General features: G+C 73.4%; 20 protein-coding genes. 3 read left to right on the forward strand and 17 right to left on the reverse strand.

Annotation, left to right across the window (positions count from 1 at the left end; all coding sequences use genetic code 11):
- Positions 1-77: 77 nt before the first annotated feature.
- A complete protein-coding gene (locus tag GA0115233_RS14560) occupies positions 78-1,328 on the reverse strand; it encodes a molybdopterin-dependent oxidoreductase (protein WP_255310185.1) in 1,251 nt (416 codons plus the stop codon).
- Between the two features lie 113 nt (positions 1,329-1,441).
- Between GA0115233_RS14560 and GA0115233_RS14565 the strand changes: the two genes are divergently transcribed.
- On the forward strand, positions 1,442-2,770 hold the full coding sequence (locus tag GA0115233_RS14565) for a hypothetical protein (RefSeq protein WP_093720620.1): 1,329 nt from the start codon (positions 1,442-1,444) through the stop codon (positions 2,768-2,770).
- Positions 2,771-2,774: 4 nt separating this feature from the next.
- Here GA0115233_RS14565 and GA0115233_RS14570 read toward each other — a convergent pair whose 3' ends face one another.
- The 11 genes from GA0115233_RS14570 to GA0115233_RS14620 are packed head-to-tail and all read right to left on the reverse strand — an operon-like array spanning position 2,775 to position 16,735.
- Positions 2,775-5,582: a SpoIIE family protein phosphatase gene (locus tag GA0115233_RS14570; RefSeq protein WP_093720621.1), complete on the reverse strand. Its 2,808-nt coding sequence runs from the start codon at positions 5,580-5,582 to the stop codon at positions 2,775-2,777.
- Positions 5,536-7,284, reverse strand: coding sequence for an ABC transporter ATP-binding protein (locus GA0115233_RS14575; RefSeq protein ID WP_093720622.1), 1,749 nt, complete (start codon positions 7,282-7,284; stop codon positions 5,536-5,538). Before GA0115233_RS14575 ends, GA0115233_RS14570 begins: the two co-directional genes overlap by 47 nt.
- Positions 7,281-8,075 (reverse strand): ABC transporter permease, encoded by a 795-nt coding sequence (locus tag GA0115233_RS14580; RefSeq protein ID WP_093720623.1) that lies wholly within the window; start codon positions 8,073-8,075, stop codon positions 7,281-7,283. Before GA0115233_RS14580 ends, GA0115233_RS14575 begins: the two co-directional genes overlap by 4 nt.
- Entirely contained in the window at positions 8,072-9,031 is a 960-nt protein-coding gene (locus GA0115233_RS14585) for an ABC transporter permease (protein WP_093720624.1), read from the reverse strand. Before GA0115233_RS14585 ends, GA0115233_RS14580 begins: the two co-directional genes overlap by 4 nt.
- Positions 9,019-10,572 (reverse strand): ABC transporter substrate-binding protein, encoded by a 1,554-nt coding sequence (locus tag GA0115233_RS14590; RefSeq protein WP_093720625.1) that lies wholly within the window; start codon positions 10,570-10,572, stop codon positions 9,019-9,021. The genes GA0115233_RS14585 and GA0115233_RS14590 overlap by 13 nt, the downstream gene beginning before the upstream one ends.
- A gap of 22 nt (positions 10,573-10,594) precedes the next feature.
- Positions 10,595-11,383, reverse strand: coding sequence for a class I SAM-dependent DNA methyltransferase (locus GA0115233_RS14595; RefSeq protein ID WP_093720626.1), 789 nt, complete (start codon positions 11,381-11,383; stop codon positions 10,595-10,597).
- Positions 11,380-12,573, reverse strand: a complete 1,194-nt coding sequence (locus GA0115233_RS14600; RefSeq protein WP_093720627.1) for an MFS transporter — start codon at positions 12,571-12,573, stop codon at positions 11,380-11,382. The genes GA0115233_RS14595 and GA0115233_RS14600 overlap by 4 nt, the downstream gene beginning before the upstream one ends.
- Positions 12,557-13,597 (reverse strand): dipeptide epimerase, encoded by a 1,041-nt coding sequence (locus GA0115233_RS14605; RefSeq protein WP_093720628.1) that lies wholly within the window; start codon positions 13,595-13,597, stop codon positions 12,557-12,559. The genes GA0115233_RS14600 and GA0115233_RS14605 overlap by 17 nt, the downstream gene beginning before the upstream one ends.
- Positions 13,594-14,664: a PLP-dependent cysteine synthase family protein gene (locus GA0115233_RS14610; protein ID WP_093720638.1), complete on the reverse strand. Its 1,071-nt coding sequence runs from the start codon at positions 14,662-14,664 to the stop codon at positions 13,594-13,596. Before GA0115233_RS14610 ends, GA0115233_RS14605 begins: the two co-directional genes overlap by 4 nt.
- A 5-nt stretch (positions 14,665-14,669) precedes the next feature.
- Positions 14,670-15,482, reverse strand: coding sequence for a hypothetical protein (locus GA0115233_RS14615; protein ID WP_093720629.1), 813 nt, complete (start codon positions 15,480-15,482; stop codon positions 14,670-14,672).
- Positions 15,479-16,735: an ATP-grasp domain-containing protein gene (locus GA0115233_RS14620; protein ID WP_176711777.1), complete on the reverse strand. Its 1,257-nt coding sequence runs from the start codon at positions 16,733-16,735 to the stop codon at positions 15,479-15,481. Before GA0115233_RS14620 ends, GA0115233_RS14615 begins: the two co-directional genes overlap by 4 nt.
- Before the next feature lie 251 nt (positions 16,736-16,986).
- Here GA0115233_RS14620 and GA0115233_RS14625 point away from each other — a divergent pair, with 251 nt between their 5' ends.
- Positions 16,987-17,745, forward strand: a complete 759-nt coding sequence (locus tag GA0115233_RS14625; protein ID WP_093720630.1) for a DUF4142 domain-containing protein — start codon at positions 16,987-16,989, stop codon at positions 17,743-17,745.
- Between the two features lie 63 nt (positions 17,746-17,808).
- Here GA0115233_RS14625 and GA0115233_RS14630 read toward each other — a convergent pair whose 3' ends face one another.
- Positions 17,809-18,390 (reverse strand): Rv1733c family protein, encoded by a 582-nt coding sequence (locus tag GA0115233_RS14630; protein WP_255310186.1) that lies wholly within the window; start codon positions 18,388-18,390, stop codon positions 17,809-17,811.
- Between the two features lie 271 nt (positions 18,391-18,661).
- Between GA0115233_RS14630 and GA0115233_RS14635 the strand changes: the two genes are divergently transcribed.
- A complete protein-coding gene (locus tag GA0115233_RS14635; RefSeq protein ID WP_093720640.1) occupies positions 18,662-19,447 on the forward strand; it encodes an SAM-dependent methyltransferase in 786 nt (261 codons plus the stop codon).
- Between the two features lie 2 nt (positions 19,448-19,449).
- On the opposite strand, the gene GA0115233_RS14640 is transcribed toward GA0115233_RS14635, so the two are convergent.
- From GA0115233_RS14640 to murC, 4 genes are all read right to left on the reverse strand, one after another.
- The gene (locus GA0115233_RS14640) at positions 19,450-19,917 is read right to left on the reverse strand and encodes a hypothetical protein (protein WP_093720641.1); all 468 of its coding nucleotides are present in this window, start codon (positions 19,915-19,917) and stop codon (positions 19,450-19,452) included.
- A gap of 58 nt (positions 19,918-19,975) precedes the next feature.
- Positions 19,976-21,379: an FAD-dependent oxidoreductase gene (locus GA0115233_RS14645; RefSeq protein WP_093720632.1), complete on the reverse strand. Its 1,404-nt coding sequence runs from the start codon at positions 21,377-21,379 to the stop codon at positions 19,976-19,978.
- A 100-nt stretch (positions 21,380-21,479) separates the two neighbouring features.
- A complete protein-coding gene (msrB, locus tag GA0115233_RS14650; RefSeq protein WP_093720633.1) occupies positions 21,480-21,887 on the reverse strand; it encodes a peptide-methionine (R)-S-oxide reductase MsrB in 408 nt (135 codons plus the stop codon).
- A gap of 13 nt (positions 21,888-21,900) precedes the next feature.
- Complete coding sequence (gene murC, locus GA0115233_RS14655) at positions 21,901-23,286, reverse strand: UDP-N-acetylmuramate--L-alanine ligase (RefSeq protein WP_093720634.1); 1,386 nt, start codon at positions 23,284-23,286, stop codon at positions 21,901-21,903.
- Positions 23,287-23,591 lie beyond the last annotated feature (305 nt).

The raw sequence follows: 23,591 nt of genomic DNA on the forward strand, positions 1-23,591 counted from the left end.
GGCGAGCGCGAACGAGCAGGCGAGCAGCAGGATCTGGAGCGGACTGCCGAGCGGAAGCGTCGGGATCCTCGGTCGCATCACAGGTCTCCGAAGGTCAGCTTGGCCACCCACTTGGTGTTGAGCACACCGGGCGCCGCGGGCACGATGATCCGGGCCGGGTAGCCGTGGTCGGGGGACAGGTCCTCGCCGTTGACGCCCAGGGCGAGCAGGGAGCGCGGGTCGGCGACCTGGTTGGCGCGCAGGGCGGCCCGGCGGAAGGCGCCGCTCTGCTGGAGGGACTCCACGAACACGTCGGGGACGGTGTCCGGGTCGTCGTACCCGACGAGCGCGGCGAGGTCGCGCAGCCGTACGCCGCGCCACCACTGGTCGGAGGTGGACCAGCCCTCGACGCAGGCGATGGGCAGCGCCGCGCTGTGCTGCTCCATCGCGAGCAGTTCGGCGCGGCTGAGCCGGACGGTGCCGCCGCGGCCGACGACGACCAGGCGCCAGGCCTCGTCGTCGGTGTCGGCGGGGCGGATACCGGCGCGGGCGGCCGTCTTGTTGATCTGGAAGCCGTTCGGGCCGTCGCCGGGGTCGGCGGGGCCGTGCGGGGCGAGCAGGGCCGTGAAGCGCAGGCTGTCGCTGTTCTGGCCGACGCTGGTGGCGAACAGCAGCGCCGAGCCGCCGCCGACGAACCACAGGGCGCCGCGCCGGGAGACGGTCGGCTCGGCGGGGTTCACGGGAACGAGGTCGTTCTTCTCCTCCCGGATCTGCCGCAGATTGCGCAGCGCCGTCGGCAGCTTGAGCGCGGTATGAACAAGGAAGGCGGCGAAGAAGACCCACGCGCCGTAGAAGTGCAGGGGGTAGAAGGAGCCCGGGAAGACGTAGTTGAGCTGGACGTTGAACACGCCGGTGACGAACTCGAACAGCGCGCCGCCGACCAGGAGCAGCAGCGAGAGCCGTTCCAGGGCGTGGGCGACGGAGCGGGCGGGCGGCAGCGTGAACAGCCGCGGCACGACCGACCAGAGCTTGGCCAGCAGGACGGGGATGAGGGTGAGACCGAGGGTGACGTGGACGCCCTGGTTGAGCCGGTACAGCCAGTGCGGATCGGTCGGCCAGGAGAACAGGTAGAAGCCGAGGATCCCCTTGTCCGGGGTCTTGTCGTTCACCGGCGCGAGATCGGGGTTGTAGGCCGCGTACGACAGCAGTCCCGTCACGAACAGCACCGTGATGCCGCCGAGCAGGACCATGCCGAGCACCGAGGTGAGCCAGGGACCGCGCAGCGGGCTGCGCCAGAAGCCGGGTGAGAAGGGAGACCGTTCCGGGGAACGTCCGAGGGACCTTTTCATGGTGCGAACGTAAGCCGGAACCGGGCCCCGGACGGGGCTGCGAACCATGACGAAATGCTGACGTCACCGCCTGTCAGCCGTCCGGTCGCCCTGCGCGGTCCTAGCGTGCAGACGTGATCCGCGAACCCTCCCGTGACCTCCGCCGCGACCTGTACGCCGCCGGGGCCGCCGCGCTGCTCGTGGCGGTCGCCGCCGTCGTCGGCACCGCGATCCAGCACCGTGACGGCACCCTCCGCGTCAACTGGCCGCCCCTGCTGGCGAGCTGGGACCCGCACCTCGGCCCCGGCACCCCGGCGGCGCTCGCGGTCGCGGTGGCGGTGGTGGCGTACGGCCCTGCGCTCGCCGCCCGACTGCCGTGGCGGGGCCTGCTGTTCACGGTGTGGGGCACGGGCACGGCGTGGATCTTCTCGCTGGCCCTGGTCGACGGCTGGCACCGCGGCATCGCCCGCCGTCTGACGACCCGGCACGAGTACCTCCAGGTCATCGACCGCTTCCAGGACATCCCGGCCACGCTGCGCACCTTCACCGACCACATCCTCCTGGACTCCCCCGACAACTGGCCGGCACATGTGGCGGGCCACCCCCCGGCCGCCACGCTCACCTTCGTCCACCTGGACCGGATCGGCCTGGGCGGCGGCGCCTGGGCGGGCGTGTGGTGCATCGTGCTGGGCGCCACGGCCGCCCTCGCGATCCTGGTCACCGTCCGCGCCCTCGCCGACGAACAACTCGCCCGCCGTGCCGCCCCGTTCCTGGTCCTCGCCCCGGGCGCGGTGTGGCTGGGCGCGTCGGCGGACGCGTACTTCGCGGCGGTGGCGGCGTGGGCGGTGGCGCTGCTGGCACTGGCGGTGACCGGCCGCCGCACACCGTGGACGGCCTTCGGCTCGGGCCTGTTGTTCGGCCTGACGCTGTACCTGTCGTACGGCCTGACGCTGTACGCGGTCATCGCGGCGGCGGTCCTGCTCCTGGGCCGGGCCCGGGTCCGCCCCCTGCTGTACGCGATCCCCGGCTTCCTGGTGGTCCCCCTGCTGTTCACCGGCCTCGGTTTCTACTGGTGGGAGGCCTACGACATCCTGGTCACCCGCTACTACCAGGGCGCGGGCGGAGTCCGCCCCCAGGCGTACTGGGTCTGGGCCAACCTGGCCTGCCAGGTCCTGGTGACGGGCCTGGCGACCGCGGCGGGCCTGCGCCGGACAGGCTCGACCCTGCTGCACAAGGAGCCCGGCCCGCGGTTCCGCCTCGCCCTCCTGACCACCGCCGCCCTGACCTCGATGCTCGTCGCGGACCTGTCAGGCATGAGCAAGGCGGAGACGGAACGCATCTGGCTCCCGTTCGCCCTGTGGCTCATCCCGTCCTGCGCCCGCCTGCCGTCCCCGCGGGCCTGGCTGGCCGCCCAGGCGGTGCTGGCGCTGCTGATCAACCACCTGCTGCGGACGGGCTGGTGACCTCCTACGGCAACGGCTGCTCCGTCCAGATGATCTTGCCGTGCGGGGTGTACCGCGTCCCCCAGCGCTCGGTGAGCTGGGCCACCAGGAACAGACCGCGCCCGCCCTCGTCCTCGGTGCGGGCGCGGCGCAGCCGCGGGGAGGTGTTGCTGCCGTCGGAGACCTCGCAGATCAGGGCACGGTCGCGCAGCAGCCGGAGCTGGAGGGGGCCGGTGGCGTAGCGGATGGCGTTGGTGACCAGTTCGCTGGCGACCAGTTCCGTGGTGAAGGCGAGGTCGGACAGGCCCCAGGCGGCGAGCTGCTGGGTGACCATGGCGCGGGCCCGGGAGACGACGGACGGGTCGCTCGGCAGGTCCCACTGGGCGACCCGGTCGGACCCGAGAACATGGGTGCGGGCGACCAGCAGGGCCACGTCGTCGCCGGGGCGGGCCGGGAGCAGGGCGTCGAGGACGGCCTCGCAGGTGTCCTCGGGGCCGCGGCCGGGGTGGGCGAGGACGGCGCGCAGCCGGGCCAGTCCGGCGTCGATGTCGCGGTGCCGGTCCTCGACCAGCCCGTCGGTGTAGAGCACCAGCTGGCTGCCCTCGGCCAGTTCCAGCTCGGCCGTCTCGAACGGCATCCCGCCGAGCCCGAGCGGCGGCCCGGACGGCAGGTCGACGAAGTCCACGGTGCCGTCGGGGGCGACGACCGCGGGCAGCGGGTGCCCGGCGCGGGTGAGCGTGCAGCGCCGGGACACCGGGTCGTACACGGCGAACAGACAGGTCGCGCCGATGCTCCAGCTCTCCGCCGAGGACTTCTCCAGCGCCCAGCCCTCGCCCCGGTCGAGCCGTCCGACCAGGTCGTCGAGGTGGGTGAGGACCTCGTCGGGGGGCAGGTCGAGGGCGCAGAAGTTGTGCACGGCCGTCCGCAGCCGCCCCATGGTCGCGGCGGCGTGCAGCCCGTGCCCCACGACGTCCCCGACCACCAGCGCCACCCGGGCCCCGGAGAGCGGCACGACGTCGAACCAGTCGCCGCCGACCGCGGCCTGCGCGGGCAGGTACCGGTAGGCGACCTCGACGGCGCTCTGCTCGGGCCGCCCCCGCGGCAGCAGGCTGCGCTGGAGGGTGAGGGCGGTGTTGTGCTCGCGGGTGAAGCGGCGGGCGTTGTCGATGCACATCGCCGCCCGCCCGCCCAGCTCCTGGGCGAGGGAGAGGTCGTCGCCCTCGAAGGGCTCGGGGTTGGCGCACCGGTAGAAGCTGACCACACCGAGCGTGGCGCCGCGGGCCCGCAGCGGCACCGTGATCAGGGAGTGCGTCCCGGCCGCGAGCACCCGCTCCAGCCGCACCGGGTCCTGCGCGAACCAGCCCAGCGCCTCCGACAGCACCGGCTCCAGCACCGCCCGCCCGCTCTCCAGACTGCGCGCCTGCGGGGTGGAGCTCACGTACGAGAAGGCGTCGCCGACGTGGTAGAGCCGCGGTTCGTCGTTGCGGCTGCGCAGGGCGACCCGGCGCAGCGGGCTGTCCCCGCCGAGCACCTCGGGCTCCTCGCCGTTCAGCACCGCGTCGGGCAGGTCGACGGCCGCGAAGTCGGCGAAGCGGGGCACGGCGATCTCGGCGACCTCCTCGGCGGTGCGGGTGACGTCGAGGGTGGCGCCGATGCGGATGCCCGCCTCGTGCAGCAGCTCCAGCCGCCGGCGCGCCAGCAGGGCGAGCCGGCCGACTCCGGGCTCCCCGACGAGGACCAGCCGCCCGGGGGTGTCACCCGCGGACGGGGACGACACGACATGCGCGGTACCCGGATGCGGGGTGAGGGCCTGGGCGAGGTCCTGGGTCGGATCGGCCCACGCCATCCGGTGTGTGTGGTCGGCGACGCGGCTGTGACTCCCCCCTCCGGGCGTGTGCGGGCCCGGCGGGTGCCCGGCCGGGGCCCTGGTCCCGATGCCGAGGTCGACCGGACTCGGGTGGCCCAGGATGCGGGCCTCGACGACGACGCCGGACTCCCCGGACGCGCCGACGACCGGCCGGCGCAGCAGGATGGCGGACCGCCCTCCGGTCAGGTTCACCTCGTCGAGCGTGCGGTGCGGCGAGGCGAGCAGCGCCTCGGCCTTCTCGCGCAGGACGGCCAGGTCGATCCGGCCGAGTCCGGCGGCACCGTCCACGCCCGCGCCGGTGTCCGCGGTGGCCTGCCGGTAGGCGGCGAGCAGCGCCCGCTCCCGCTCGGTGGACGCCTCCAGCAGCCGGGCCTCGATGGCCTGGGCGGCCTCCTTGACCAGCCGGAGCATGATCGGGTCGCCGTCGTCGCGCAGGCAGCTCAGGTCCAGGACGGCCTCGATGCGCCCGCTGAGCGGGTCCCGGATCGGGGCTCCCGCGCAGGCGAAGGGCTGCAGGCAGTCCGCGAAGTGCTCACGCCCGACGACCTGGACGGGCCCGCGCTCGACGAGTGCGGTGCCCACCCCGTTGGTCCCGGCCGACTCCTCGGACATGTCGAACCCGGGGGCGAAGTGGACGCTGTCGAGTCGGGCGAGCAGCTCCCGGTTCCCGCCGAGGCGCTTGACCATCCAGCCCTGTCCGTCACAGAGCGCGACGGTGGTGCCGAGTTCGGAGAGGGAGTCGGCGAGCTTGCGCAGCACGGGTTCGGCGGCGCGCATGAACCGCTCGTCGAGGGCCACGTCGGGCTCGTAGGGGATGTAGAGCCGTCCCGGTTCCAGACCGGCGGCCCGGCAGCGCTTCCAGGACGCCAGCACGGGGTCCCGGACGTCCGAGTCGACGCGGGCGCCGGCGAGGAAACGTTCATGGGCATCGACGAGTCCGCCGATGTCGTCCCAGGCGACGGACAACGGCCTCACTTCCCTCAAGCGATTTCACCCTAGACCCTTTGTGACCCACCTCACAACAGACGGTGAGGGGGCCGGGGGCCCGCTCGGTGACGTGCCCAGCCTCCACCACGACGGTCCGTTGCGCGAGCCGAGCGGTCTGCGGATCATGGGTGATCAGGACGAGGGACAGTCCGGGGCGGTCCGCGGGCAGCCCGGCGAGCAGATCGAGCAGAGCACGCCGCGTGACCGTGTCGAGCCCGGAGGTGATCTCGTCGCAGACCAGAACGCGGGGCCGGGCGAGCAGGGCGCGGGCGAGGGCGGCGCGCTGGAGCTCACCGCCGGACAGGGCACCGGGGCGGCGGTGTGGGAGGTCTCCGGTGAGTCCGAGCCGGGCGAGGGTGTCCAGGGCCTCGGCACGCGCCGCGTGCGCGTCGGCGCCGCGCAGGCGGACTGCGGTGCGGGCGACCTGGTCCAGCACCGGGCGGTGCTCGTCGAAGGCGGCGCGGGCGTCCTGGAAGACGTACTGGACGGCGGCGAGCCGCTCCCGGTCCCGGTGCCGCAGACTGCGCGGGAGCGGGACGCCGTCCAGCAGGACGGTGCCGTCGTGGTGCCGGTGCAGGCCCGCCAGGCACCGGCCGAGGGTGGTCTTGCCACTGCCGGACCGCCCGACCACCGCCAGGCATTCGCCCGCGCGCAGGACGAGCCGGGGCACGCGCAGCACGGGGGTGCGGCCGTGCACGGCGGTGAGGTCCCGCACCTCCAGCACGGGCCGCCCGATGCCGTCGCCGTCGGCGGGCGGGATCCCGTCAACACCGCACCCCATACCGCCACCCTCCACGGGCGGGACCCCCTCAGCACCACACCCGACACCGCCACCGTCCACGGGCAGCACCCCGCCAACGCCGCACCCGACACCGCCACCCCCCACAGGCAGCACCCCGCCAACGCCGCGCCCGACACCGCCACCCCCCACAGGCAGCACCCCGCCAACGCCGCGCCCGACACCGTCCGCGGGCGGGACGCCCTCCGCGTCGAGCAGCCTGCGCGTCCACTCGTGCCGGGGAGCCCGCCACAGCCGCTCGGCGGGCCCGGACTCGACGACCCGCCCGGCCCGCATCACCAGCACCTCGTCGGCGAGCGCCCGCACCACGTCGAGGTCGTGGCTGAGCAGCACGACCGCGATACCGCGCGCCGCGACCGCCGCGAACCGCTCCGCGATCTGCCGCTTGGTCTCCGGGTCCTGCCCGGTGGTGGGTTCGTCTGCGACGACGACCCGGGGCCGGGGCAGCAGGGCCTGGGCCAGCACGATCCGCTGCTGCTGTCCGCCGGAGAGCTGGTGCGGGTAGCGCCGCAGGAGCGCCTCCCCCTCCGGGAGCCGGGCGTCGGCGAGCGCCTGCCGGAGGTCGTCGCGATCCCGGCCGTGGGCGCGGGCGATGTCCCGCAGCAGAACTCCGACGCGCAGCGCCGGATGGAGCACGGCACCGGGATGCTGCGGCACGTACCCCACGGCGCCGGGCGCCCTGCGCACCTCCCCGCTGACCCGTGCCCCGGCCGGATACTCCCCGAGCAGGGCGAGCCCGGTGGTGGTCTTCCCGCTCCCGGAGGCGCCGACCAGCGCGACGACCTTGCCGGGCGGCACCCGCAGACTCACCCCGTCCACGAGGGCCCGCCCGCCGACCTCGACCCGCAGGTCCCGGATCTCCGCGACCGAATCCTCGCTCATGACCGCGCCCGGCCCTTCTTCTCCAGCGCCGCGTCGAACAGCAGGTTCACCCCGGTCGTGAGCCCCACGATCAGCACCGCGGGCACCACCACCGCCCACGGCTGGACGAACAGCCCCGTGCGGTTGCGGTCGACCATGACGGCCCAGTCCGCCGCGTCCGGAGCGGCACCGACACCGAGGAAGGCCGCCGTGGAGACCAGGTACAGCACCCCCGTCAGCCGGATACCGGCGTCCGCGGCGAGCGTGCGCAGGGCACTGCGGGTGACGTAGGAGACCGCCACCCGCCACCAGCTCTCGCCCTGCATACGCAGCGCCTCGACCGCGGGCCGGGACGCCGCCTCGCCGGCCGCCGCGCGCACGATACGGGCGGCGTCGGGCACGTTGACCAGGGCGACGAGCAGGGCGAGCCCCACCGGGCCGGGGTCGGCCGCGGCGGCCACCAGCAGGATCAGCAGCAGTGACGGCACGGCGAGCAGTACGTCGAGGGGCCGCATCAGCAGCTCCTCCAGCCACCGCGCGTGCGTAAGCGCGGCGAGGAGCCCCACCGGTACGGCGACGAGGTAGCCCAGAGCCGTCGCGGCCAGCGCCGTCACCACGACCGTACGGCCGCCCAGCAGCACCTGCCGCCACACGTCCCGGCCGACGAAGTCCGTGCCGAGCCAGTGCCCCTCACCCAGCGCGAAGGACACGCTCCGCGGGCCCGGCGGACCGGCGAACAGGGGGCCCAGGAGGGCCAGCGCCAGGGGTACGGCGACCACGAGCCCGCCGAGTACGAAACGGCCGCGGCTCATGCCGCCGCCCCAGCCCTCGGGGTCAGCCGGTGCGCGACGAGGTCGGCGCCCAGGTTGAGCACGACCGTGACCACGCCGAACACCACCGCCAGCCCCTGCACGACGGGCACATCGCGTTCGGCCACGGCGTTCAGCAGGACCGTTCCCAGGCCGGGGATCACGAAGAGGGCCTCCACGACGACGACTCCGCACAGCAGCCAGTCCGCGGTGCGGGCGAGCTGCTGCACGGCCGGCGCGGCGGCCCCGGGCAGGGCGTGCCACCACAGGATGCGGCGCTCGGGGACGCCGTAGCGGCGGGCGTGGGCGGTGTACGGCGCGGCGAGGGCGTCGACCATCCCGGCCCGGACCAGGCGGCTGAGCGAGCACACGGGGCGGGCGAGCAGCACCAGGACCGGCAGGACGAGGGCGGCGGGGTGGCCGAGCAGATCGGTGCCGTAGCCGACGGCGGTGGGCGGCAGCCACGCCAGTCGCAGCGCGAACACCGTCACCAGGAGCACCCCGAGGGCGAACTCCGGTACGGCGTACACGGCGAGGGAGACGGAGCTGATCAGCCGGTCCAGGGCTCCTCCGGCGCGGCGGGCGGCGAGGACGCCGAGGCCGAAGCCGAGGGGGACCAGAAGGGCCAGGGTGAGCCCGGCGAGCAGCAGTGTCGGGCCGAACCCGTCGGCGAGGTACCGCGTCACCGGGCGGCCGGACGTCAGGGAGGTTCCCAGGTCGCCGTGGAGCAGCCCGGCGGCCCAGTCGGCCAGCCGCTCGTGGGCGGGCCGGTCCAGCTCCAGGGCCTCCCGGAGGGCGGCGATCCGCGCCGGGTCGGGCTGGTCCCCGGCGAGGGCGACCGCCGCGTCGCCGGGGAGCGCCTCGGTGAGCGCGAAGACCAGCAGCACCACGGCCGCGGTCTGCGCCGCGCCGAGCAGCAGCCGCCGGGCCACGAAGGAGCCCGGACTCACGCCAGCCAGACCTTGTCGAAGCGTGCCCAGTCGAGCGTGTTGGCGGGCGCGTTCGCCTCAACGCCCTTGACGTTCTTCACCGTTCCGATGATCCAGTCCGCGAACCCCCAGATCAGGAAGCCGCCCTCGGCGTACAGGCGGCGCTGCATCCGCTCGTACAGGGCCGCGCGTTCGGTCTTGTCCCGGGTGGACTGCGCCTGACGGTAGAGGGCGTCGAAGTCGGCGTGCCGCCAGTGCGTGGCGTTGGTGGTGGAGTCCGTCAGCAGCCGCTGGGAGATGTGCGCCTCGATGGGCATGGCGCCGGAGCGGTAGCAGCACAGGGTGCCGGAGTCGAGGATGTCGCTCCAGTAGGAGTCCTTGCTGCCCATACGGACGTCTACGGTGACGCCGGCCTTCGCCGCCTGGTCGCGGAAGATCCCGGCGGCCTCGGTGAATCCGGCGGCCACGGCGGAGGTGTCGAGGGTGACCCGGAGCTTCTCGGCGCCGGCCTTCTTCAGCAGCGCCCGGGCCCGGTCGAGGTCCTGGGTGCGCTGGGGAAGGGAGTCGGCGTAGTACTCGTACCCCATGCCGAACAGGTCGTTGCCGATCTGCCCCGCGCCGGAGAGCGCCCCGTCGACCAGCTCCTTGCGGTCGGCGATGAGGAAGAACGCCTCGCGCACCCGCTTGTCGTCGAAGGGCGGGCGGTCGGTCTTCATGCAGAACGCCTGCATGGCGCTGCCCCGCAGCCGCACCATCTCGATCTGCCCGCGGCCCTGGTGGGCGCGGGCGGTGGTGGGGTTGAGCTCGTGGGCGTACTCGACCTGTCCGCCGAGCAGGGCGTTGACGCGGGCGGACTCCTCGTTGGCGACGACGATCTCCAGCTCGTCGAGGTGGGGGGCGCCCTCCCAGTAGTCGTCGAAGCGACGGAAGAGCGCGGACCGTCCGGGCGCGAAGGACACGAACCGGAACGGCCCGGAGCCGACCGGCCGCCGGTCGAAGTCGTCGGCGCCCTCGGGCACGATGTACGCCCCGAACGCCGCGAGGACATTGGGGAATTCGGCCGTGGGCCGCTTCAGCACGAACTCCACGGTCCGGTCCCCGACGGCACGGCTGGCGTCGAGATCGACGGGCTCCAGGGAGGCCCTGGCACGGAACGCCTGCTTCGGGTCGGCGATCCGGCGGTAACTGTGCAGGACGTCGCGCGCGGTGACCGGCTTGCCGTCGTGGAAGTCGGCCTGGCGGAGCGTCACCTGCCAGCGGTCGAGGGTCTTGTTGGGCTCCCACTTCTCGGCGAGCCGGGGCTGTGCGGACAGGTCGGCGCCGAAGTCGGCGAGCTTGTCGTAGAGGGCCTTGGCGCGGGCGGCGTCGGCGAACAGGTTCGCCTTGTGCGGGTCTAGGGTCTCGCTGGCGCCGCCGCCCGCGAAGGCGGCCCGCAGCCGGCCGCCCCGTCTGGTGTTCTTCGGGTCGGTGTCGCCGCTGCTGTCGCAGCCGACGACGGTCAGGGCGGCGGCCCCTGCGGTGGCGGCGAGGAAGCCGCGTCGGCGCAGGCCGGGAAGGCGTTCGTCGTGCATGTCTGTGTCCTCTGGGGGTTGTTCAGGCGGTACGGAGGCGGGCGACCAGGTGCAGCCGGTCGGCGTCGGTGCGCGTGCCGGGCAACCGGCCCTCCCGCCAGGGGGGTTCGGTGCGCGGGCCGGGCCCGTCGTGCAGTTCGAGCACGTCGAAGCCGTGCGCGGTGAGGAAGTGCCGCAGCTCCTGCGGGAACAGCAGCCGCCAGGCGGAGTGCTGTACGAGCGGCGGTGAGCCGTCGTCGGTGGTCCATACGCGGCTGCGGCGAAGGAGTTGGGCGGTACGGTCGACGGACAGGGTGGTCCTGGACCGGTAGGTGGTGCCCTGCCAGGTGAAGGAATCGAGGGCGGTCCGGCCGAGCAGGTCGGTGCGCCCCAGGAAGTACGCCCCGTTGCGCATCTCGGCGACCAGCAGCCCGCCCCGCTCCAGGGTGCGGCGGCAGGAGGCGAGGAAGCCGTCGAGCTGGGCGTTGGTGTGGCAGTACAGCAGGGTGCTGTCCAGGCAGACCACGGCGTCGTGGGCGGCCCGCCCGAAGTCGAAGCCGTGCAGGTCGGCCCGGACATAGGTGGGCCCGGGGTGGTGGCCGCGGGCGTGCGCGAGCATGGCCTCGGAGCGGTCGGCGCCGGTGACGGTACGGCCGCACGCGTGCAGGTGGGCGGCGTCGCGGCCGGTGCCGCAGCCCATGTCCAGCACGCGCGGCCCGGCGCCGTGGCGGCGCAGACAGTCCTCGGCCCACCGCCCGGCGAGCCGCTCGGGGTCGGGGAACCGGGCCTCGTACAGGGCGGGGTGGTCGGTGAGCAGATTCCCGCTGGTCACACGAGACTCCGTTCCGTCTCGGCGGGCAGCGCCCCGCTCCGGTGCAGCCGTGCCATCCCGGCCGCGGAGGCGAGTCCGAGGGCGGCGCAGCACAGCCACGGCAGCCGCTCTCCGGTGTCCATGGCCCAGCCGACGCCCGCGCTGCCGGCCGCGGCGGCGATGCCGGAGACGACGTAGAAGACACCGAAGTACGTGCCGGTCAGCTCGGGGCGGCCGAAGCGGGGTATGAGGGCCATGACGAAGGGCGAGGCGATCATCAGGCCGAGGTAGAGCAGCAACGCGCTCAGCAGGACCGCGAGCGGGCTGTCGACCAGGGGCGGCAGGAAGGCCAGGCCCGTCACCGCGAGGCCCACGGCGATCCAACGCGCGCTGTCACCGCGGGACTTGAGCGTGCGCGTGATCCGCATCTGGAGGGCGAGGTTGGCGAGCGTGCCGACGAGGAAGACCAGTCCCGCCGCCCCGTCCCAGCCGGTGGCCCGGCGGGCGCCCTCGGGCAGCAGCAGGTAGAGCTGGTTCTCCAGGGTGAACATGCCGACCATGGCCAGCGCGAAGGCCAGGAACGCCCGGTTGCCGAGCACTTCGCGCCAGTCCCCGAGGACCCCGCGCTCGCTCGGTGCCACGTCACGGGAAGGCAGTACCAGGGCCTGCGCCACGGTCAGGACGGCGAAGATCGCGGCGGCGGTCAGCGCGGAGGCGCGGAAGCCGGCCAAGAGCAGCGCGCTGCCCAGCAGGGGTCCGATCAGCGCGCCGGTCGTGGCGAACACGTTGAACAGCGCGAACGCCTCCGCCTTCCGCTCCCCCGCCTCCTGCGCGAGGTAGGCCCGGACGGCCGGGTTGAACAGCGCCCCCGCCAGCCCGCTGAGCACGGACGCGGCGAGCAGCACGGCGAGCGAGTCGCCGAGCGCGAACAGGCCGAAGCCGACGGTCCGCAGGGCGCATCCGGCGATGATGACCCCGCGCGCGCCGAGCCGGTCGGCGGCCGAGCCACCGACGATGAACAGGCCCTGCTGACTGAGGTTGCGCACCCCGAGGACCACCCCGACGACAGCCGCCGACAGGCCCAGGTGGTCGGTGAGGTGGGTGGCGAGGTAGGGGACGAGCAGGTAGAAGCCGGTGTTCACGCCGAGCTGGTTGACCAGCAACAGCCGTACGGCGAAGGGGAACCGGCGTATCTCATGCCAGGTCTTCACAGGTCACCCCCAGCCCCGGCCGCCCGCTCGCGCGGACGAGTCCGTCGGTGCCGCCGATGCCGGTCCACGGGTCGCGGGCGAGCAGCAGATGGCCGTCGAGGTCGGCCCAGCGGGCGCGGTCGGCCAGGTGGACGGCGGGGGCGATTCCGAGGCTGCTGGCGGTGAGGCAGCCGAGCATCAGCTCCGTGCCGCTGCCCCGGAGGGCGTCGGCGATCCGCAGTGCGGCGTGCACACCGCCGCACTTGGCGAGCTTGACGTTGACGCCGTGCACCCGGCCGGCCAGTCGGCGGGCGTCGTCGAGGCTCACCGCGTCCTCGTCGGCGATGACCGGTACCGGCGACTTCGCGGCGAGAGCGGCGAGCCCGTCGGGGTCGCCGGGCGCGATGGGCTGCTCGACGGCCTCGACGCCGAGGGCGGCGTAGCGCGGCAGGAGCGCGGCGGCCCGGGCCCGGGTCCAGGCGCCGTTGGGGTCGAGGAGCAGCCGTACGCCCGGTGCGGCGTCGCGGATGACGCGCACCCGCTCGATGTCCTCCTCGGGGTCGGGGGCGCCCGCCTTGACCTTGATGATGCCGAAGCCGCGCGCGGCGAGCCCGCGGGCCTCGGCGGCGGCGTGGGTGAGCGAGGTGATGCCGATGGTCCGGGCTGTGGCGGCCACCGGCGTGACGGCGGTGCCGAGCAGCCGGTGCACGGGCGCCCCGGCGCGCTTCCCGACCAGGTCGAGCAGCGCGGCCTCCACGGCGGCGGTGACCGCGGCGGGCGTGCCGGGCGGCGTCAACTCCCCTTCTCTCAGGGCCTCCAGGGCGCCTTCCGGGTCGGCGAACCGCCCGAGGTCGACACCGTCGAGCAGCCGTCGCAGGGTGCCCGAGTCGAGACCGTAGTACGTACTGCTGACGGCCTCGCCGTACCCGAGGGCACCTTCGTGCTCGACGGTCAGCCACACCGCGTCGCGGGCGGTCATGGTGGAGCGGGAGATGCGCAGCGGCTCGGCGAGTTCGAGCCGTACGGTGCGCGAACGGGCCTTCACCGTATGCCTTTCAGGGGGTCGGTGACCCGCGTGCAGCGCGCCCAGCCGACGGCCTCGGCAGCGTACGGGTGCGGTATCTCCACGGGCCGGGTGGCCGCGCCGGACAGGTCCAGGCCGTGCGCGGCGGCGAAGTCGTCGTCGTAGACGGTGCCGAGGTAGCGGTGCGGCCCGTCCGGGAAGACGGTCGCGACGACCGCGCCGGGGTTGACCCGGGCGGCCCAGGCGGCGACGCGGGCGGCGGCGCCGGTGCTCCAGCCGCCGCTGACGAAGCTGGAGCGGGCCAGCCTGCGGCAGGTGTCGACCGCCTCGGCGGGACCGACCCAGTGCACCTCGTCGAAGGCGTCGTAGGCGACATTGCGCGGGTGGATGCTGCTGCCGAGGCCGCGCATCAGCCGGGTCCTGGCGGGCTGCCCGAAGATGGTGGAGCCGGTGGCGTCGACGCCGATGAGCCTCAGCGCGGGCCAGTGACGGCGCAGCGGTCCGATCACGCCCGCGCTGTGGCCGCCGGTGCCGACGCTGCACACCAGGATGTCCAGGTGGTCGAGCTGGGCGCCGAGTTCGGCGGCGAGGGAGGCGTATCCGGCCGTGTTGTCGGGGTTGTTGTACTGGTCGGGCCAGTAGGCGCCGGGCAGTTCGGCGAGCAGTTCGCGCAGCCGGGCGAGCCGCGCGGCCTGCCAGCCGCCCTGCGCGGCGGGCCGCTCCGCCAGCTCCAGGCGGACGCCGTGGGCGCGCAGCAACTGCCGCATGGACGGTTCCAGTTCGGCGTCCCCGACCAGCACCACCGGATGGCCGAGCGCCTGCCCGGCGAAGGCGAGCCCGACCCCGAGGGTGCCGGAGGTGGACTCCACCACCGGTGCGCCCGGCGCCAGTTCGCCGCGCTCACGTGCGCCGAGCAGCATGGACACGGCGGCCCGCGCCTTCATGCCGCCCGCCGCGAGCCCTTCCAGCTTGGCCCAGAACCCGGGGTGCGCGCCGGGCAGCTCGGCGGTGATCCGGACGACGGGGGTACGCCCGAGCAGGTCGAGCAACTCCCGCCGCCCCGTGGGCCGTACGGCCGTCGCGGTCATCGCGGTCATCGTCGGCCTCCCGTCGCGCGGTACCGGTGGACGACACCGGGCCCGCCGTCGAGCCAGAAGAAGGGGTACGGCTCCGCGCACACCGCGCTGACGCCGTGCCCCAGGAAGTGCGGCAGCACCGCGCTGCCGGTCTGCGCGAACATCACCAACTGCTTGCCGTGGCGCACCGCGTGCTCCCGCAACGGCTCGAAGGTGCCGTTGCCCAGGGTCATCCCGGAGACCAGCAGCGCGTCACAGCCGTCGGCGGCGCCCAGGGCGTCCCGGACGACGGGCTCGCCCCACTCGGTCGTACCGCCCTTCAGGTCGCAAGGGACATGACCGAGCCCGCACGAACCCAACTCCTCCAGCAGGGAGTTGACGACACCGACGACGAGCACCGTGGCCCCGGCGGGCAGGTCGAGCAGCTCGACGACGGCCCGTGCGCGGGCCCGGGACTTCTCCAGCGAGGTCCCGGACGGCAGCGGCACGCTCTCGGCGCCGTTGGCCGGGGTGTGCGGGGCGGTGTGCATCAGGTAGGCGTCCAGCGCGGCCACCCTTACCGGCTCCAGCGGATGGTCCAGCAGCCCGGCGACATCGGCGCCGACGCAGTCGTCGAGCGCGTGCTCGGGCAGCGCCCCGGGTTCGACGGCACAGGAGCCGACCGCCCCGGCGAGGCGCAGGCTGAGCACCTCGTTGCGGTAGCCGGTGCCCCGCCCGTCGTGCCGTACGGCCTGCCGGGTGGTGAAGGCGACGGCGATCCGCAGCGCCGCCGGATCGGGTCCGAGGGCGCCCGCGCGGACCCGGTCGAGGAGTGCGGTGTACGGCGTCATCGGACGACCAGCCCCGCCCGTACCCCGGCGAGCAGCGCCTCGACCCGGTCCCGGGCGCCGAGCCCCTGGGGGTCGCCCGCCATCACATGCCCGAGGTAGTCGTTGTTGCTGCCGGCCGCCCGCACGGCCCGCCCCGGCTCGGCGAGTTGCACCTCCAGCACCCCGGCCGTGTCGGCGAGCCCGTCCGCGTCCAGCGCTTCGAGGGTGCCGGTGCGGTCGGGGACCAGGAAGCCGATGGCGGCGCTGCGCAGTCCGGTGTCGGCCCCGCGCAGGTCGGGGGTGTCGCCGAGGGCGAGGTCGACGCAGGCGGCGGCGAGGTCGACGCCGGTGACATGGCGGACGAGTTCGGTGATGCGGTTGCCGGCGGGCCGGGGGTTGACCTCGACGACACGTGGCCCGTCCGCGGTGAGCCTGATCTCGGTGTGCGCGACGACCCCGTCGGCCAGGCCGAGCGCGGTGAGCGCGGCGACGGCGGTGTGCCGTACCGCCTCGGTGTCGGCGGGGGTGAGGTCGGCGGGGAACATGTGGCCGGTCTCGATGAAGGCGGGGGCGCCGCCGAGGCTCTTGTCGGTGACGCCGACGACATGCACGGCGCCGCCGCAGGAGACGGTCTCCACGCTCACCTCGGGTCCGTCGAGCAGCTCTTCGAGGAGGACCAGGGGCGAGCGTTCCTGTCCGCGCGCGTTGACGGGGAAGGCGTCGAGGGCGCGTACGGCGTCGGCGAGCTGTGCCTCGTCGTCGACGCGGCGGACGTACATCCCCGCGCACAGGTCGACCGGCTTGACGACCAGCGGGTAGCCGATCTCCTTCGCGGCACGGGCGAGTTCGGGCCAGTCCTGGTGGACGGCGTGGCGCGGCTGGGGCAGTCCGGCGGCGGCGAGGACACGGCGGGTGGCGTCCTTGCGGCAGGCGTCGGCCACCGCCTCGGGGCGCGGTCCGGGCAGGCCGAGGTGCGCGGCGAGCCGGGCGACGGCGGGCAGGTAGTAGTCGCAGGAGGTGAGCACCCCGTCGAAGCCGAGCACCCCGTGCAGCCGCGCGGCGACGGTGAGCAGGGCGTCGGTGTCGTTGGTGTCGGCGGTGATCACATGGCGGGCGCCGAGCAGCGGGTGCGCGGTCCCCTCGGGCGCCTCGCGCAGGTAGTGGTGCAGGTCCCTGGTCAGGAACGTGAACTCGTGTCCGCCCTCCCGTATCGCACGCGGCAGCAGCCTGCTCATCGAGCCGACCCAGCTCTCGACCACCAGCAGATGACCCACGACTCCCCTTTTCACGGCGCGGTTGGAGGCAGCCCGAGCAACCCCCCGCTCGGGGCGGGAGGCCGGGCCGTGCGTCGCACACGCTAATCGATAATGAATCTCATTGTCATCTACTGGCCGGAGTTCACCCCTGTGAGGGTGCTGTGACGCAGGACACGTGGGATTGCCGGAAGTTTTACCCGCACGAATGATTGTTCCGCGCGGTCCGCACGTATTCCTTGACGTCCGAGCCTTACGCCTCAGGAGGTCAAATGCGCTTGTCGCGCAGCACGGCGGGAACCGTCTTCGTCGGCGGCGCCCTGGTGCTCACCCTCTCCGCCCTCGCCTATCCGACGATGCTCGGAGTGCAGAAGACGTCGTCCGACACCTCGCGGATCATCGCCAACACCCAGTACGGGCCGTTGACGGAGGCGGATCGCGACTTCGTGGTGAAGGTGCGGTCGGCCGGGCTGTGGGAGTACCCGCTGGGCGAGATGGCGATGGAGCGCGGCACCACGGCGGCGATGAAGGAAGCCGGCAAGCACCTGGTCGTGGGACACGCGGGCCTGGACGAGATGTGCCGCAAGATAGCGCCCGAGCTGGGCGTCACACTGCCCAACCAGGCCAGTCCCCAGCAGCAGCAGTTCGTGGCGACGATCGACTCCAAGAACGGCAAGGAGTTCGACTCCACGGCCGTGAACATCATGCGCGTCACGCACGGCCAGATCTTCCCGGCCATCGCCAAGATCCGCGCCAACACCCAGAACACGCTGGTCAGGCAGCTCGCGGACCTGGCCAACGACACGGTTCTGGACCACATCACGGTGCTGGAGAAGACAGGTCTGGTCAATCAGGAGCAGGTCATCTTCCAGCAGACCGCCGACCCGAAGCTGCCGCAGGACCAGACGACCCCGCCCCCGCCGCAGCCCGGCTCCCCGATCCTGGTCCTCAAGCCGCGCCCGGACCTGAACATCAACACCGCCTCCCCGCAGCCGAACCCGAACCCGAACCCGAGCGGCACGGTGCGCTGACAGAGCCGGGATGCCGAGACGCGCGGGCCGGTACCGGGTACCGGCCCGCGCGGTACGCCCTGTTCAGCCGGTCTTCCAGCCGTTGCGGGTGTCGATGCGCGCCCACTCGGCCTCCCACTGGTCGAGCCGTCGGCGCTCCATGAGCTGACGGACGCCCCACAGGCAGCCGAGGACGGCGCCGGAGGCACACAGGGCGGCCAGGGTGCCCCCGGAGGCGGAGTGCAGCGTGATCTCGGAGCCGCTCAGGGGCTCGGAGGTGATCCGGCCGCTGTCGTCGGTCCAGACCTCGACCGCGGCGCCTTTTCTGATGTCCGGCATGACCCGCGCCTCGTCGGTGTGGGTCCGCCCGTCGGGCCCGGTCCAGCGCACCTTCGCCCACACCCGGTAGTCGGCCGGGACCCGCGCGGGCGCCTTGCCGACCGTGTCCTCCATCAGCACTGCCGACACCTGCCGGCTGCGCTCGCGCTGCTCCTCGGCGGCCCGCTCCACCGCGCCGACCGCGGCCAGCCCCGCGACCACCCCGCACACCAGGGCGATCACCCATCCGGCAAGGACCACCCACGCCTCGACGAGATCGCAGCGCCGCCTGAGCGGACTGCGCCGCCACCGCCACATCCGTACTCGCTCGCACCGTGCCTCAGCCACTGGCCGACACCCCCTGGAGAGCACCGACAGCACATACCCAGTGTGCGCCTGTCCGCCCGATGTCGCCCTGGACGGGTTCCCGACCCGATCTGTCGACGAATGGACGGAGGTGGCCGAAAATCGACTGTCTTCGGCCCCCTTACTGTCCAAGGGGCGTGCGAGGAAAGTCAGTTCGCTTAAGTTGGGCACCACCTGATCACCATCAGCCGATCACCACGCCACAGCAGGAGGCAGCACCGTGTCGGACGTCGATCCCCAGATCCGCGCGTCGATGGAGATACGCGCCCGCATCGACACGACGAAGCCGCACTCGGCGCGCTTCTGGAACTACTTCGTCGGCGGCAAGGACAACTACGAGGTCGACCGGGAGATCGGCGACCACATCAAGGAGATCTTCCCCGGGCTGGTCGACGTGGCCGTCACCAGCAGGCACTTCCTGGGCCGTGCCGTGCGCCACCTGGCCGGGGAGCAGGGGATCCGCCAGTTCCTGGACATCGGCACCGGGCTGCCCACCGCCGACAACACCCACGAGGTCGCCCAGCGCGTCGCCCCGGACGCCCGGATCGTCTACGTCGACAACGACCCGATCGTGCTGGCCCACGCGAACGCCCTGCTCACCAGCACCCCGGAGGGCAAGACCGCGTACCTGGACGCCGACCTGTACGACCCGAAGTCGGTGCTGGACGCCGCCGCCGAGACGCTGGACCTCTCCCAGCCGGTGGCGCTGATGATCCTCAACACCCTGGGCCATGTCGCCGAGCACGCCAAGGCCGTCGAGCTGATCCAGGCGCTGATGGCGGGCCTGCCATCGGGCAGCTACCTGGTGATCAGCGACAGCACCGCCACCAGCGAGGGCATGATCGCCGCGTCGGAGGCCTACAACTCCAGCGGCGCCGTCCCGTACTACGTCCGCCCGGTCGCGGAGATCGAGGCCTTCTTCGACGGCCTCGAACTGGTCGACCCCGGCGTCGTCCAGGTCACCAAGTGGCGCCCGGACGGCACGGGCCCCCAGGACGTCGCCGTGGACGCGTACTGCGGAGTGGGCCGCAAGGCCTGACCTCACGCCCCCACGCGACGGGCCAGCCAGGGCGTGAGCTGAACGCCCGGGATCAGCTCCTTGTACGTCTCGTCCCCGGGCAGCGGCACGACAAGCCACTGCCCGGGCGGGAACAGCCGCGCCTTGACCCGGGCGAGCCCGCGGTACACGGACGTCAGAAACGCGGGCACGGAGTCCCGGGGCACGTCATGGAACTCCACCCCCTCGACGGTGATCCGGGCGTCGCCCTCCGGGAACAGGCGGACGTCCACGTCGGGCGCCCCGCCCAGCTCCACCAGCGCCTCGTGCGGCAGCGACCCGTCGGGGTCCAGTACGGCGAACAGCCCCGCCGACGTCCGCCGCGAGGTCCGGTCCGCCCCGATGTCGTCGGTGACGGCCATGCTCACCCCGAACTCCTCCGCGATCGCGCGGATGGCCTGGACAGCGGCCTCGGTGGTGGGCAGGTGGGTTCTCTCCGCGCCTTGATCCATGCCTTGATCATGCCGGAAGAACCCCACAGAGGTCTAAACCTCTAAGCCTGCCTCCTACTCAGGCCCCGCTCTCCGGTACCTCCGGCGGCTCCGTCGGGGTGGGCAGCGGCCGGCCGAACAGCACCGCCCGGGCCACCCTCGGCGCGAACAGTGCCGAGACCGGGCTGGACAGGGACAGCACGCTCCGGAAGGCCGCGCCCACGACCGGGTCACCGGCTGTGCGTTCCATGACGCGGCGCAGGTACCACTCCGCGAAGCGGTCCGCGGAGCCGCCGTCGACGGCGTTGCCGAGCGCGCCCGGCATCTTCCGGTCCGCCCCCGCCGAGATGTCCCAGGCCTGCCGGGACGCGGCGAGCAGGGCCCGCTGGACCCGGCGCGTGGTGGGTGTGCGGCGCGGGTCGGTGAGGGCGTCGCGCAGGGCGACCGCGCTCATCGCGGCGGCGGCCATGCCCTGCCCGTAGATCGGGTTGAAGGTGCACAGTGCGTCGCCGGTGGCGAGGAACCCGGCGGGCGGGCCGGGCAGGTCGTAGCGGCGGCGGATGTTGGCGGTGCGGCGGTACCCGAAGGGCGCGGACAGCGGCTCGGCCTCGGCCATCCAGCGGTCCAGCAGCGGGTGGCCCAGCCGCTTGGCGTAGGCCGTGAACTCGTCCGGGTCCGTGGGCGGTTCGTCGCCGCGCAGCCCGGAGACGATCACCAGATGGCTGCCGTCCTCCAGGGGCAGCGCCCCGCCGCCGTTCGGCTGGTCCGGGCCGGGGTAGACGTAGTAGCCGGTCGTCTCGCCGTCGAGTACGCCCTTCGGGCCCCGGTAGACGCGGGAGGCGTACGCCAGCCCCGTGTCGAGGGTCTCCTCGTGCGGCGGCACCGCGCCGATCCCGGCCAGCCACTGCGGGGCCTTCGTGCCGCTGCCGGAGGCGTCCACGACCAAGTCCGCCTCCAGCGCCCGGGGTTCGGCCGCGCGCGCCTCCCCGGACCGCTCCCGAACCAGCACGCCCCGCACCCGCGAGGCGTCCCCGAGGAGTCCGACGACCTCGGTGCCCTGGACGGTGTCGATCAGCGGGTTGGCGAGAACCCGACGTCGAACCAGGCCCTCCAGTTGGGCCCGGGACCCGGTGTAGATGTACACCTGGGCCGGCACCCGGCGCAGCCAGCGCCCGGCCTGCCAGAGCACCAGGTCCGACGGCATGCCCACATACGGCGAGCCGGACTCCCGCAGCTCGGCGAGGAAGCCCGGCAGCAGCGCCTCCAGCGCCGACTGCCCGCCCTGGAGCAGCACATGGGGGTGGCGCCCCTGCGGCACTCCGGCCCGTGGCTCGGGCCCCTCGGGATACCGGTCCCGCTCGATCACGGTCACCCGGTCGGCGTGCCCGGCCAGTACCTGCGCCGCGAGCAGCCCCGCGAGGCTGCCGCCCACGACGACCGCATGCCGTCCACCCGAACGTCCCGCCCGCACGGCAGAATCCACCGGCCCACTCCTTGGTCACCCCGACACCGATACGCCGTCAAGTATCCAGCGCCCCGGGTCGGGTTGACCGAGTTTCGGCCCTTCCGGGCGGGTGGTTCGCTCACTCCTCCGTCGGCGACAGCCGCAGCGAGATGCTGTTGATGCAGTACCGCTGGTCGGTGGGGGTCGGATAGCCCTCCCCCTCGAAGACATGGCCGAGGTGGGAGCCGCAGCGGGCGCAGCGGACCTCGGTGCGGACCATGCCGTGGGAGGTGTCGGTCAGCAGCTCCACCGCGTCGGAGTCCTTCGGGTCGTAGAAGGACGGCCAGCCGCAGTGGGACTCGAACTTCGTGTCCGAGGTGAACAGTTCGGCGCCGCAGGCGCGACAGGAGTACACGCCCTGGGTCTTGGTGTCGGTGTACTCACCGGTGAACGCGGGTTCGGTACCGGCCTGCCGGAGTACGGCGTACTCGGCCGGGGTCAGCTCCGCGCGCCACTGCTCGTCCGGCTTCTCGACGTCGTACGACATGAGCCTCAGCTCCTCACTGCGACAGGCGGTCAAGGATCAGCGGGCCGAGTTCCGTCACGTCACCCGCGCCCATGGTGAGAACGAGATCGCCGGGCTTCGCCATTCCCGCCACCGCCGCGGCCACCTCCGCCTTGTCGTGGACCGCCGTGACGTCCGCGCCCGCGGCCCGCGCCGCGTCGATGATCAGCTCGCTGGTGATGCCCGGGATCGGGTCCTCGCGCGCCGGGTAGATGTCCAGCACCAGGGAGGCGTCCGCGAGGGCCAGGGACTGGCCCATCTCCTTGCCCAGCTCCTGGGTGCGGGAGAAGAGGTGGGGCTGGAAGACGACGAGGATGCGGGCGTCCCCGGCGGCGGCGCGCATGGCCTCCAGGTCGGCCGTCATCTCGGTCGGGTGGTGCGCGTAGGAGTCGATGACCTGCACGCCAGCGGCCTCGCCCTTGAGCTGGAGCCGGCGCTTGACGCCGGTGTAGGCGGCGAGCGCGGGGGCCAGCTCGGCGGCGGGGATGCCGAGGGCGGCGCCCGCGGCGAGGGCGGCGACGGCGTTGTGCGCGTAGTGGCGGCCCGGGACGGAGACGGTGAAGGTCAGCTCCCGGCCGTCCAGCAGGACGGTGACCTCGCTCTTCAGCCCCTGCGCGACCACGGACAGCACGCGCACGTCGGCGTCCGCCGCCTCGCCGTACGTCACCACCCGCACGTCCCGCACCCGCCGGGTCAGCTCGCGGGCGCCCTCGTGGTCGGCGGAGATCACCAGCGTGCCGCCGGGCACGATCCGGCCGACGAAGGTCTCGAAGGACTCGTAGATCTCGTCCATCGAGGCGTAGTTGGCGTGGTGGTCCAGCTCCACGTTGAGCACGATCGCCACCTCGGGCGCGTACTTGTGGAAGCTGCGGTCCGATTCGTCGGCCTCGGCGACGAAGATGTCGCCCTCGCCGTGCAGGGCGTTGGAGCCGGGCGCGTCCAGGTCGCCGCCGATGGCGTAGGACGGGTTCAGGCCCAGTTCGCTCAGCGAGACCGCCAGCATCGAGGTGGTGGTGGTCTTGCCGTGGGTACCGGCCACCGCGATCGGCCGCAGCCCGTCCATCAGCGCGGCCAGCGCGTCGGAGCGGTGCACCACCGGGATGCCCAGCTCGGCGGCGCGGGCCAGCTCGGGGTTGTCGGCGCGGATCGCCGACGACACGACGACGCAGCTCGCGTCGTCGGCGAGGTGCTCGGCGGCGTGCCCGATGTGCACGGTCGCGCCCAGCTTCCGCAGCGCCTCGGCGGTCGCGGAGTCCTTGGCGTCGCTGCCGGCCACCGCGGCCCCGCGCTGCGCGAGGATCTTCGCGATGCCCGACATCCCGGCGCCGCCGATGCCGATGAAGTGCGGTCGGTCCATGGCGGAGGGAAGGCCGGGTGCCATGTGCATATCTCCCAAGATCCGGTACGACGGTGAAGGCGCCCGCGAGCGGTCGCGGCCCCAAGCCTATGGGGTGCCGGGTCCCGGCCGGACTAGGGCCTTTCGTTTGGATCAGCCTGGCTCTGATCGACGGTCCGTCGTGACTGAGCCGAGCGGGGGCGATGGGGGTGCCCCCGCGCGAGTTGTTCGAGCGTGGGGGAGCGTGCAGCTGCAAGGCGGAGGAGGGAGTCGACGCGATGGGGGTCCCTCCCGCGCGAGCGAAGCCGAGCGTGGGGGAGTCGGCGACCGACGACAACGCGGCTGGGGGT

The organism is Streptomyces sp. DI166 (assembly GCF_900091315.1).
Taxonomy (GTDB): domain Bacteria; phylum Actinomycetota; class Actinomycetes; order Streptomycetales; family Streptomycetaceae; genus Streptomyces; species Streptomyces fuscus.